The organism is Mesorhizobium cantuariense, assembly GCF_042647205.1.
GTDB lineage: Bacteria > Pseudomonadota > Alphaproteobacteria > Rhizobiales > Rhizobiaceae > Mesorhizobium > Mesorhizobium cantuariense.
On sequence record NZ_JBHRVD010000001.1, the window covers coordinates 2,150,945 to 2,162,996 of the forward strand.

The window sequence follows — 12,052 nt, forward strand, 5'->3', positions numbered from 1 at the left end:
GATTTGTGAAGCTAACGTTGAGTTTACTGCCAATTATGATTGGTATCGCGATCACCTGCTCTGTTCCAGATGCGGATCGATCCCGCGCGAGCGCGCTTTGGCTCTTACGCTTACGCGATATATCCCTCATTGGCGAAACCTTGCTATTCATGAATCGTCTCCCACCCCTCGGGGGATTTCTCCGAAGTTGAAGCGGGAATGTGCGGGTTATGTTGAATCTCAGTACTTTCCGGGAGAGCGTTTGGGCTCGTCCATCAAGGGCTTCCGAAACGAAAATCTGGAAGCGCAGACGTTTGGCGATGCGACTTTCGATGTCGTGGTAACACTTGATGTCATGGAGCATGTGAATATGCCGGAGCGGGTGACAAAGGAGGTTGCCCGGACCCTGAAACCTGGCGGCGCTTATCTTTTCACCGTTCCCACCTACAAGGGCAAGACCGACAGTGAGCGCCGTGCTCTCTATAGGCCGGACGGAACGATCCAGCACACCGGCGAGCCGGAATATCATGGGAATCCAGTGAGCGACGCTGGCTCGCTGGTAACATTTCACTATGGCTATGACCTTCCCGAACTGATCCACCGGTGGTCAGGAATGGATGTCGAGGTGTGCCGTTTTCAGGATCACTGGCACGGCATAATAGGCGAATTCACCGAAGTATATTTGGCGCACAAGCGCACCCGCTAGAGTATTTTCTGCCTAATTGAGATTATAATCTGCGGTTTAAGTAATTTCTCGCGTTTGGTCGGGGAGGGTGGCCCGGATTGGAGGCTGGTATCGGACAGACGCACCCTGCCAACGATCTTCGGAAGTCGTCTACCCCAGCGACATGCGGCAATGACCGCTACCATGCAAGCGTGTAAGGCTGTGAACGTGCCGAAGTAATAGCCGGCAACAGTTTGACGCCGCGAAGTCGCTTGGACTGGTGAAGATACCTCTAGCAGGCTGTTGAAAAACTGTTTTGTTCACGGAACGTATCAGAATCAGACCAAGCACAAATCAGAGTCAAACCGGGTATCTCCGATCCTTTTTCAACAGCCTGCTAGGTCGTGTGGACATTTACCGCAGCCATAGGGCGATTGCGGCGAGAGGGACAACGGCTCGGTAGTTGCGAGTGATTTCTCGAAGCGGATTGCTACGCGGCGGAACTGCTTGAGCTTGGAGAACCATGCGGTAGCGACGACCTTTATGCAAAAGCCATCAGGCTGGCCGGAGAACGCTGAAGCGAGCACCCAAAGCCATGCCAGGTCGCTCGATATACCGATAGCTAAGTAACGACAATGGTATCAACGCCACAAAGGTTGCTATCACTGAGGCAAGGAACGGCAGGGACGCTCCATCGAAGCATGCGTAGATCACCCGGTACAGGCCCAAGCGATCCAGGATCATGATAACGACCGGATGCCATAGGTAAATGCTGAAACTGGCATTGCCAAGTAGTTTCGCTGCAGGGTTTACGAACCATCTTTGCGGGTGCAGGGAAACCCCCACGACTGCGCTTGCCAATGTTACCGCCCAAGCGGTTTTGACGCCGGAGCTGCCGCCTTGCCCCAGTATCGTTCCGAAGAATGCTGCGATCTGGCTTGCAAAAAAGATCAGGCCAACGATTGCCAGAAGGCTGGCGGCAAAGACTATTCGGCCAATCCGAGGCGAAGTGCGACGAATCCTCAGCCAAACGTAGTATCCCGCTATCCCTGCCGCGAAGTAGAACAGATACGCCATCAGAGAGAAGTGGGCAAAGAGCGCTAATGCGCCCTCAGTTCCTTGGAATGCCAACCCCCAGTTGGCCGCCAAGAAAACTGCTACCGCAAGAAACACCAGAGAACGAGCAAGTCCCGTGATAGCGAAAACCAGCAGCGGCAGGATGGCATAGAACGCCATTTCGACGCCGATGGACCATGATGCCATAACGAATCCGGTGACGTGGTTCGGCACAAAGTTGAAGACGAACAGTGCCGAGCTGACGAACTGGGAAAGAGGGATCGTCGTCCCCCACATCGCCCGGCAGAACGGGATATAGAACAGCATTATGAAGTAGAATAGCGGCGCAATGCGCAGGAAACGCCGAAGGTAAAATTCGCGCAATTCTTGCCGCGTTCCGATCCTGCCACTATACCCGACAAAGAGACCGAATGCGCTGACTATGTAAAACAGTGGCACTCCGTTGCCAAAATGCGTGGGCACGAACCATAGGTAGCCGGGGATCTGCAGTTTTGGCAGTGCAATCAGATGAACAAGGACAATCGATATCGCCGCGTAGCAGCGCATTGCTAGGAGTCCCGGGAGCTCAATTCGCGAATGGGCATCCTCTAGTACGTGCGTCCTCTCGCTCTCGACGTTCATCCTGCCCTCGACTGCCTTGCGGTCTTGCTTCCGGTGCTTCGCGATACTCAACGGCTAGCCACCCCCTTAAGGGCTTGCTGATTTGCGTAGCTAGGCGTCTCACCGAGCCTTATCAGGACAATGTCATCTTTGAGCTCCAGGCTACCGAGAGCCGGCCAGACAGGCATGGTCGAAAGATGGACGATCGTCTGAAGCACCTGTTCTTGGCTAGAACCACTTAAATTGGAATAGCCGAGCAATTTCATGTAGTAGGCGATTCGCCAGGCGTTGCCCCCGTCCCATTCGAAGAAGGAGTAACCGACAGTCGAACCGGGCGGCTTGGGGTAGTTGGTCACAAATGGCAGGGCGCCAAACACGCTTAACGCATAGCTGCGCTTTGCATCAAAACTGGGCGCGGCCGACAGCCTGTCGAATATGGCTCCCGCCATTAAGGTATCATGCTTGTCGACCAGATAGTTGGACGCCTGACGATAGTTCTGGACCACCAGGATCTGGAAAATTGCCACGGCCAGGACGATGGCCGAGGCCACGCGGGTTCTCGTTTCTCCGCTCGTCACCGCGACATAGGCAAACAGCCATACGGCGATCGGCACCCCGACGAGGCTCCTGACAGGCATGCTGCCCGCGGCGAGGAAGTGAAAGCCGAAGGGAACAAGCAACGAAACAAGGGCAACTGCCGTCACCAGCAATTTTGTGCGGGGCAATTCCTTCAAGAGCGCCCAGCCGCCCAGGACCAGCAAGAGCGGGATTGCCCACAATGCAACGTCATATGTGCGCTTGTCCAGACCGTAGATCCCGCCTATCGCACCTAGCACGCGCTCAATAACTGTAACAGGATGTTGAAGCAGAAAGCCTGGCTGGGAAAGCGAGTCGAAATACTCGTTTCTAGCGGGGGCGAACGATCTGAAAATGGCATCGCCGATGACATAGAGCAAGATGGCACCAGCCAGCAGAATACCGGTCCGAAGCAGGTCTTTGGGCAACGATTTGCTGCTGCCGGCCCGTACTTGCAGAATTGAGATCGCAATGCCCAGGACCAGAATTGCTGGCGCGAAACTCTGGTAGATCGAGATTGCGAAGGCGCCGACTGCTACAGCTCCGAGAAAGCGTGGGCTGAGCGGTGAAACGTCCTCCTTGGCGATCAGCCAAAGCGCAAGGGCGGTGGCGAACAGGCCGATCCCGATCGCGGCAATGTTCGAATAGAACTCGACGATGAAGAACCAGGTCGGGAAGGCACAGAAAATCGCAAAACATGCGTACTCCGCGATGGAGAGCTCTTGTTTGTTGATGACATCCATGACGAGGAGGTAGGCGGCTACGCAACCGGCACCAAAGACTGCCGGAGACAAGAAAGGCATGACCGGATGAGGAATAAGGAACCTCTCGATCAGATACGCGCCCCAGCGTCCTTGAATGATCCAGACCGACGCGTCCGTTCTAAAGGCAGTCACTTCTTCATCGATTGACAGCGGAAAGGAAGCCAATTCAGAAAAATACATCGCGACGAAAATCGCAAAGAGATTGATGGCGGGTCGTATTGTGGTTTGGCGCGTCAGCATGATCTGCGGAGTATCCATCGAGAAATCACGAAGTTGAGGACGGTCGTGATGGCAAGGGTGACGAAGAAGGCCGCTGCAGTGTTTTGCAGCACGCTTTCGAGGGTTTTAAGGGTTGCCAGTCCGAGCACGAATACGACGGCAATGGAGGCGCCGATCGCCAGTCGATCGGCGATGCCTGTGCGGCCACCGGGAAAGACTCGATCGGGATAGAACACCATCACAAACACCAAGCCTGCCAGCCAGGCGAGCGCGTAAGACCAAGTCGAAGGGAGCACGAAGAGACCGGCAAAATAGACGAGGCTGGTGAGGGCGGTGTTCAGGCCGCCGGCTACAAGGAACCGGACGGCGTCCCCGCCAATGCGGTCAGCGGCCATCCTGCCTGACCGTATCCAGGAAATCCGCATAGTCCCTGATGTAATCGCCAGCATCATAATTGTGCGAAGCCATCACAAGCAACGCGGTATCTGGCTGGAATTTATACTGAATTCCCCAAATGCCCGGCGGCATGTAGAGGCCGATCGACGGTTCGGTCAACGAAACCTCTTTTCTGTCATGGCCGTCGTCGACCACAACCGAAAGGCGGCCATGGGCCGCGATGAGGAATTGATGGCACTCGCGATGCGCATGCTCCCCTCTGACCTTGTCGGACGGCACGCCATAAACCAGGAAGGACCGGGCCGGCTTGAACGGGAGATTCGAACCGAATTCAAGCGGGGCGAGTTCGCCCCGCAGGTCGCCAAAATGCGGCAGCCGCCAGAGTTCGCTGCCGCCGACCCCAAGCGACATTTTCTCGCCTACCGTGCCTGGGAAGGTCTGGGTAACCGCGGGCACGATCTGCGGACCTGTCTGGTAGCCGATAATGACGGCGGGATTTCCGACCACAACGGCGTTGGCAGGGACATTCTTGGTCACCACGGCGCCGGCGCCGACCATCGCCTGGCGGCCGACGACAATGCCCGGCAGGATTGTCGCGTTAGCGCCGATGGACGCGCCGTCCTCGACCGTCGTCAGCAGAAACGTCTCGGGATATTCCTTGGAGCGCGGGAAGCGATCGTTGGTGAAGGTCGCATTCGGGCCGACAAACACACGATTGCCCAGGCGTACCCCATCCCACAGTTGGACGCCGCTCTTGATGGTCACGTCATCGCCGACGATCACGTCGTTCTCAATGAAGACGTGATCGCAGATGTTGCAGCTCGAGCCGATCACAGCGCCAGGAAGGACGTGCGCGAAGGCCCAGATGCGTGTCCCGTCGCCGATATGGGTGCTTTCGCAAATGCCACGCTCATGGACGAAAAAGGGCTTGTCGGTCATTTGGCAGTTCCGTCAATGACGCGGCTGATGATCCTGAGTGGGCGCGACTTGGTGTTTTCAACAGCCCGCCAGAGATAGCAACCAAGAATCCCCTGAACCAGAAGACCGGCTGAACCGAAGCCCGTTATCAGCAGCACCAGTGTCGTATAGCCAGCGGGATCGATGTTGCCAAGCAGCCGCGCAATCACGGTAATGACTGCAAATAGAAGACTTAGGACACAGCCCGCAAAACCCACCCAGAGTGTGAGCATGATCGGAAAGTCGGAGAACGAGAAAATGCTGTCCATCATGTATCGGAATCGCCGCGCCATGCCCCAGGCGCTTGTCCCGTGTTGTCGTTCGCGCCGCCGATAAGGCACGAATTCCCGCCTGAAGCCGACCCAGAACAGCTGTATGACCAGTGAGCTGTTCGGCTCCTCGATCGACAGGATCGCTTCCAGAACCTGGCGATTACAGGCGAAGATATCCACCCCGCCACTCGGCATGCTGGGCAGAACGAGCCTGCGGTAGGCCGTCCAGAAAGCCCTCGACAGAAGTTTGGTCAAGGGCGGATCGCTACGCCCGGTTCGCTGCCCAAACACGACGTCAGCCTCATCCTTTTCCAGCTTCGAAAAGAATTCGACGATCAGTTCAGGCGGCTCCTGCAGGTCGGCGGCCATGGCCGCGATCTGGTCACCCGACGCGTGTTCGAGCCCGGTTCGAATGGCGGTGAACGAGCCAAAGTTCCGGCTATGAAAGATAATCTTGTAGTCGTAGCCCGAGCCCTTCAATTCCTTGACCAGCAGCGGGCCGGATTCGTCCGGCGATCCGTCGACAACGAAGATGAATTCGATGTCGCCTAGATATCTGGACTGGAAATCGGCGACTGCTTGCAAAAGGGAAGGGATGTTCGCTTGATTTCGATAGATCGGGAAAACGATCGAGCGTGTTGTCACATTGCCTCCCATTCGCGGAGGGCCAGGCAAACCTGCTCTACCTCGTCTTCCCTCATATCGGGATAGCAGGGGACCGAGCAGAGACGGCCGACGCTGGCTCTTGAAACAGCGAGGTTTTCTGTCCCTTTCATTGGCAGATCTGCCCAGCCGACCTGGTCGCAATCCAGCACCGGATAGTGAATGTCGGTGTCGATGCCGCGCTCTTTCATGAATGCCCTGAAGGCGTCCCGGTCGTCACAAAGTGCGACGGCGAGGTGCGCGACAGCGCCGTCGCTACCTTCCAGGAACTGCAATCGACGCCCGGCAACCGACTTGTACTGGTTTAGGATGCCACGCCGCTGCTGGTTGCGGCTATCCACATCGCCCAGCAAAACGTCGAGTATCGCGGCTTGAACCTCATCCATGCGAGAGTTGCGGCCGTTGGGCACGCCGACATGATATTTTGAACTCCAGCCATATTGTTGCAGTTGCCGTACATGCGCGGCTGTTGCCGTGTCGGAGGTAAGAACAGCGCCCCCGTCCCCCATGGCCCCTAAATTCTTGGTTGGGTAAAAGCTAAACGTGGAGATATCTCCCAGCGAGCCTGCAACGTCGCTTCCGATCGTTGCTCCATGCGCCTGCGCGCAATCCTCCACAATCGGGATGTGCGAGAGGCCAGCCTCGGCCAGTCCATGCCTGATGGCACGGACGTCGACCACGCCGCCATAGAGATGGGTGGCGACGATCGCAGCGGTGTTTGCGCTGGCTGCCTTTAGTACCGATTGAAAGCCTACGAGTTGGCTGGCTGGTTCGATGTCGACATAGTGCGGAATGAGGTCGTTGTGCCAGCAGGCGCAACTGGCATAGCCTCCGGCATTCGCCGCAACGATGACTTCACGCCCGCGTATACCGTTGCGCTTGGTCACTACAGCCAATGCAAGTTCGAGCGCATCCGTCCCATTGGCCACGAGGACGCATTCCGAGACACCTATGAACCTGGAAAAATTTGCCGCAAATTTTTTGCCCACCGCGCCATTGAGCCACCATCCCGAACGTAAAGTGCTGGTTACTGCATGCTCGATTTCGACCTGATAGCGTTGATAGAGACGCTTCAGATCATTCATCGGAACAGATTCTTGTCTCGTCATCGGTAACTCAACGGCTCGAGCTTAATTTCATTTTAGGAACGTCCGCAGGGCGTAACGCATGGCGTGCTCAACTACAGCAGGTGCGGCGAATTGGGAATCTGAATTGCGAGCGTGTAGAAGCACCGGCCCATGTATTGGGGTTCTGACATCACTGCAACGGACTTTTGCTAGGCTGTGCAGGATGCGCTCCGCCTTAACAGTAAGTGAGAGATGGATTCCGGAAGATTGCCTTTAAGTCTTGGCTCGCGTTCCAACCTTCTTTGTAGGCTTCGTGATGAAGGATTCCACCTTTCCGTTCTTAAGCGTCATTCTCTTCGTGCATACGCTTTCGAGCAGGCTCTCATTGTGGGTCGCCAGGACGATGATGCCCGCCTTCTCTGCCAGTTCATCCATGCGTCGTTTGGCTTTTTCCTGAAATTGGGCGTCGCCAGCACCGATCCACTCGTCCATCAGCAGAATTTCGGGGTCAAGGGCTGTCGCCGCCGAGAAAGCAAGGCGCGCGGCCATACCCTGGCTGTAGGTTTTGAACGGAACATCGATAAAGTCTCCAAGTTCGCTGAAGGCGATGATCTCCGGCATTTTTTCCTGGATCTCGGCCTCCGTCCACCCGCTGATCAAACCTCTCAGAACAATATTTCGCCGTCCCGTCGCTTCGGGGCGAAATCCTATGTTGATGTTGAACAAGGCGTCGACTTTACCTTCGATGGATACCGTGCCGGCCGACGGCTGATAGATGCCGTACAATACCTTGAGCAGTGTCGTCTTGCCTGCGCCGTTTGGGCCGACCAAGCCCAACCGGTCGCCCGCTTTGAGTTCAAAGCTGACATCTTCGAGCGCTTGCACGACCTGCTTGCCTCCGGAGCGTCCGATTTTGCCCCCAAGACCACCTAAGCGCCGATCAGGCGCCGTAAGCGTCAACTTCTCGTAGAGGCGATAGGCGAGGCCGACATTGTCCAGCTTGACGGAAATCATTTCGAACTCAGATCAGGAAAACGACGCGCTTGCGATATCTGCCCAGCAGCAGCAATGCAATCGCCCAGAAAGCCAAGGAGATGTACGCTGTCACAACAAAGGGATGCATTGGGAATTCGCCGCTCGCGATTGGCGCGCGTACGACTTCCAGGAAATATGTGAACGGATTCCAATGATAGGCATAGTTCTGTATGCCGCCTTGCCCATGATAGGCCCAGAAGACGGGCGTAAGAAATGTACCGACTCGCATGATGTTGCCGACGATGAACTGAGCGTCGGGAAAGAAAGCGCCCAGGAACGCGAAGACCGTTACGATTGCAGGCGTCGCGAGCACAATCAGCAACAACCCCGGATCGACAAAAGCCACTCTGCGCTGATCCCCAAGCCGCTCAGCAGCAGGATGACGATGCAACCCGCCACTGAATAGGTCGCTCGGATGATACATTGCACCGTCAGCCGCATCACATACACGAAGAGCGGCAGCCTCGTGCCTTGAATGAAACTGGCTTCGCGCGAGAACAGGGGCACGCTCAGGCTGATCATTTCCATGAGGTAGAACCAGACAACGAGGCCGATCGATGCATAGGCCGTGTACCCGGCCGAGTCCGTGTCTTTGGTCTTGAAAACGAAAATGAAAGTGCCGATGAATGCCAGATAATTGACCAGCATCCAAAGCGGGCCGAGCGTCGTGCGCCTGTGCTGGTCGCCAATGTCCTCATGGGCAAGCGCGATCCAGACCCGATGCAGCTTCAGGGCTTTGCTGATGTCGTCGACAGCGCCGCTTAGTGCCGCAATCATAGTTGATTATATCGCATCTGCTGTTTCCGGGACTTCATGGATTCTGGCCGCTACTATGAACCGCCAATAACCTCTTCATAGTCATTGGGGCGGTCATATGACATGACCCTGCGTCGTAGTGAAGCTTCCAGCGATTCTCAAAGCTGGAGGGGGCGGCGATCGATTGGAGATCTGGGCATTGCACCGAAGAGTTGGCCTGGTTGGGAATTCATCGTGCCATTCTGGAACGCTCGCTCATACCAAGTGCGCGGCCGCTTAACCACAGGTGATTCCAAAAAATCTCTGGCGATGGCCTCAACTCCGGGATATTCGATACACATAGCGGGGGCTGGGGATTGACATATCAAAAATGTAACCGGTGAGCGGATGATCGTTCTGGTGCCCAGTCGGTACCCATGTTTTGCGCCTGGAGTGCCCACCCGGTCCGGCCTTCGCCCGAGGATGCCGCTTACAAATGTCATGATTGGGGATCGTCATGGGCGCAGTGGCGGTTGGCCTCGACGAGCTTTGACCGCATGATCAAGCATCCATCATCGGAAAATATGCGCGATGAGGTGCCGCCGACAGCTCGCGAAGTGATGCCGACTGCGGTCCGGCGCACCTGCATCGTGGTGCTCGGCATGCACCGCTCGGGCACCAGCGCCCTGACCAGGGCAATCAGCCTGCTCGGTGCTGAGCTGCCTAAGAACATGCTTGGCGCCAACCCGACCAACGAAACGGGCCACTGGGAGCCCCTGCGGCTGATGGAGCTTCATGACCGCATGCTTGCCGAGGCCAGCAGCCGATGGGATGACTGGCGACCTTTCGAGCCGTCCGATCTCGGCGCATCCCGCTTGCACTTCTACACCGCCGAGATCGAGCGGTTGATCGACGAGGAGTATGGCAGCGCCCCACTTTTCGTTCTCAAAGATCCGCGCATCTCGCGTTTCGTGCCGCTGTACGCGGACATCATGGAACGAATGCACGTCGATGTTCGCTATGTCTTGATCGAGCGCAACCCGCTGGCCGTGATCGCTTCGCTTGCCAAGCGCGACAGGTTCACCATGTGCTTCAGTGCGCTTCTTTGGTTGCGCCATGGGCTGGAGGCGGAGCGTGCGACACGGGGGCGGCCACGCGTCTTTCTGTCCTATGAGGACATGCTCGATGACTGGCAGGATGGGATCGAGGCAATCACCAGTGCCCTCGGCATTAATTGGCCGCGTTCCGAAATGGAATGGCAGGCGACACTTTCCAATCATTTTTCGGAAAATCACCGGCACCATGTAGCCAGCGCATATCAGCTGGAAGCGGATCCGGACATCAATGACTGGATCAAGCAGGCCTATCGCGCCATGAAGGCGCTGGAAAAAGATCCGGCTGATGGAGCAGCCATGCTGCAACTTGATACGGTGCGCGGTTCTTTCGACAGCCTCAGCACAGTTTTCGGAGATGCGTTCTTTTCGGAAATGTCGGCACGCGAAAGCGCAGCGGCCGAGCGATTCGAGCAGCAGCGGCAGGCGGCGGATCAGCGTGTGATGGAGTTGGAAGAGACCTGTATCGAAGCTGACACGCGAGAAACTCAACTGACGTACCAGCTGGGAAATCTCCAGCTTCTGGCCGTCGAGAATGCGGCTCGCGAAGTTGATCTGGTAGCTCAGGCCAACTATGAAGCGCGACGCGCCGATGGCGCGGAAAAGCGGGTTCGAGATCTGATCGAAGAGTCTGAGCGCTTGAAGGTAGAGTCTGGACGCCTGAAGATAGAGTATGAACGCTTGAGGGTCGAGATTCATCAAATCAGAAGCAGCTCTTGGTGGAGGTTGACGTACCCTGCCAGGTATCTAGTGTCACTGCCGGGCGCTTTCGCCCGCTGGAGGAAGAGACAGTCGTGACAAAGAAGTAGCCCCTGGCATGCGAGCAGATGCGTCGAACCAGCCTCAGTTGGGCTTAATCGTTGCGGGCGTGCAGAAGGCTGGCGCCACCGCACCCGGTCTGGGTCGATCATTTCCGCAGGGTTGAAAAACGCGACAGGGTCGCGGGTCGGAAGCCCAAACTGAACACACCAAGCAGCATCGCGCTGAAGATGCCATTTTCTTCCACGTTGTTCATCGCACGTGGTCAAGGGTTGGTCAGCATTCTGATGCAATCGATCACTATGGAAGCCTTCAATGAAGATGTGCAGGAGTTTTCTACGTGACGGACCATGGCGACCTTTATCTCGATCTCTTGAAGCGTTCGCTGCTTAACTACGTGTATCTCGACAACGAGCTTCGCATCATCTATCTGCGAAATTGTATCGCGGGGTCCGAACTGTTCGATACCCGGGTCCTGCACGATATCCGCCGTGAGCGGTCCGACGCTTATGCTGAGATGACGGCGGGGCGTTCTGACGGCAGATTCTTTGGTCGCGACATCCGCAATGCGGGATATTCCCATACAATGATCGGACGAGCGCGTTTGGACATGCTCCACAGCTGTCTTGACAAAGTGGTGGGCGATGACATTCCCGGAGATTTTGTCGAGTGCGGTGTTTGGCGCGGCGGTAGTTGTATTTTTATGGCGGGGTATCTCAAAATAAATCCAGGCAGAAAGAGCCGAGTATTTGTCGCGGATAGTTTCGAAGGGTTGCCTCCACCGAGCCTTGCGCAGGATATGGGGCTGGACCTGAGCAAAGAGATATACCCTGAGCTTGCGGTCGACGACGAAACTGTTCGTGAGAACTTTAGAGTTTACGGACTGGATTCTGAGGTTGTCGTGTTTGTAAAGGGTTGGTTTAAGGATACGCTCCCTCTGCTCCAGACGCGTGAAATTGCGCTGCTGCGCCTGGACGGCGACCTTTACGAATCGACAATGGACTCCCTTGAGGCGCTCTACGAAAAAGTTTCACCAGGTGGAATCGTAATTATCGATGATTACGCAATAGAACAATGCCGTCTGGCAGTCGCAGAATACTTTGCGCGAAAGTCTTGCGACCTTCCGCAGATGCATGGGGTCGATTGGACTGGCGTCTGGTTTCGTAAGGCAGCGTGA

The 12,052-nt window shown here is 56.2% G+C and carries 12 protein-coding genes; 3 read left to right on the top strand and 9 right to left on the bottom strand.

Annotation, left to right across the window (positions count from 1 at the left end; genetic code table 11):
* Nucleotides 1-241 precede the first annotated feature (241 nt).
* Nucleotides 242-685, top strand: a complete 444-nt coding sequence (locus ACFOJ9_RS09915; protein WP_378978707.1) for a class I SAM-dependent methyltransferase — start codon at nt 242-244, stop codon at nt 683-685.
* Nucleotides 686-1,198: 513 nt separating this feature from the next.
* On the opposite strand, the gene ACFOJ9_RS09920 is transcribed toward ACFOJ9_RS09915, so the two are convergent.
* From ACFOJ9_RS09920 to ACFOJ9_RS09960, 9 genes are all read right to left on the bottom strand, one after another.
* Nucleotides 1,199-2,266: an acyltransferase family protein gene (locus tag ACFOJ9_RS09920; protein WP_378978708.1), complete on the bottom strand. Its 1,068-nt coding sequence runs from the start codon at nt 2,264-2,266 to the stop codon at nt 1,199-1,201.
* A 122-nt stretch (nt 2,267-2,388) separates the two neighbouring features.
* On the bottom strand, nt 2,389-3,900 hold the full coding sequence (locus ACFOJ9_RS09925) for a glucosyltransferase domain-containing protein (RefSeq protein WP_378978709.1): 1,512 nt from the start codon (nt 3,898-3,900) through the stop codon (nt 2,389-2,391).
* Nucleotides 3,894-4,274 (bottom strand): GtrA family protein, encoded by a 381-nt coding sequence (locus tag ACFOJ9_RS09930; protein ID WP_378978710.1) that lies wholly within the window; start codon nt 4,272-4,274, stop codon nt 3,894-3,896. The genes ACFOJ9_RS09925 and ACFOJ9_RS09930 overlap by 7 nt, the downstream gene beginning before the upstream one ends.
* Nucleotides 4,264-5,214 carry a WxcM-like domain-containing protein gene (locus ACFOJ9_RS09935; RefSeq protein WP_378978711.1) on the bottom strand — a complete coding sequence of 317 codons (951 nt, stop codon included), beginning with the start codon at nt 5,212-5,214 and terminating at the stop codon, nt 4,264-4,266. The genes ACFOJ9_RS09930 and ACFOJ9_RS09935 overlap by 11 nt, the downstream gene beginning before the upstream one ends.
* Nucleotides 5,211-6,149, bottom strand: a complete 939-nt coding sequence (locus tag ACFOJ9_RS09940) for a glycosyltransferase family 2 protein (protein WP_378978712.1) — start codon at nt 6,147-6,149, stop codon at nt 5,211-5,213. The genes ACFOJ9_RS09935 and ACFOJ9_RS09940 overlap by 4 nt, the downstream gene beginning before the upstream one ends.
* Nucleotides 6,146-7,252: a DegT/DnrJ/EryC1/StrS family aminotransferase gene (locus ACFOJ9_RS09945; protein ID WP_378978713.1), complete on the bottom strand. Its 1,107-nt coding sequence runs from the start codon at nt 7,250-7,252 to the stop codon at nt 6,146-6,148. Before ACFOJ9_RS09945 ends, ACFOJ9_RS09940 begins: the two co-directional genes overlap by 4 nt.
* 255 nt (nt 7,253-7,507) lie before the next feature.
* Nucleotides 7,508-8,248 (bottom strand): ABC transporter ATP-binding protein, encoded by a 741-nt coding sequence (locus ACFOJ9_RS09950; RefSeq protein WP_378978714.1) that lies wholly within the window; start codon nt 8,246-8,248, stop codon nt 7,508-7,510.
* Nucleotides 8,249-8,255: 7 nt separating this feature from the next.
* The gene (locus ACFOJ9_RS09955) at nt 8,256-8,615 is read right to left on the bottom strand and encodes an ABC transporter permease (protein WP_378978715.1); all 360 of its coding nucleotides are present in this window, start codon (nt 8,613-8,615) and stop codon (nt 8,256-8,258) included.
* Nucleotides 8,585-9,046, bottom strand: a complete 462-nt coding sequence (locus ACFOJ9_RS09960) for an ABC transporter permease (RefSeq protein WP_378978716.1) — start codon at nt 9,044-9,046, stop codon at nt 8,585-8,587. The genes ACFOJ9_RS09955 and ACFOJ9_RS09960 overlap by 31 nt, the downstream gene beginning before the upstream one ends.
* Nucleotides 9,047-9,561: 515 nt before the next feature.
* Here ACFOJ9_RS09960 and ACFOJ9_RS09965 point away from each other — a divergent pair.
* Complete coding sequence (locus tag ACFOJ9_RS09965) at nt 9,562-10,914, top strand: sulfotransferase family protein (protein ID WP_378978717.1); 1,353 nt, start codon at nt 9,562-9,564, stop codon at nt 10,912-10,914.
* Between the two features lie 301 nt (nt 10,915-11,215).
* On the top strand, nt 11,216-12,052 hold the full coding sequence (locus ACFOJ9_RS09970; RefSeq protein ID WP_378978718.1) for a TylF/MycF/NovP-related O-methyltransferase: 837 nt from the start codon (nt 11,216-11,218) through the stop codon (nt 12,050-12,052).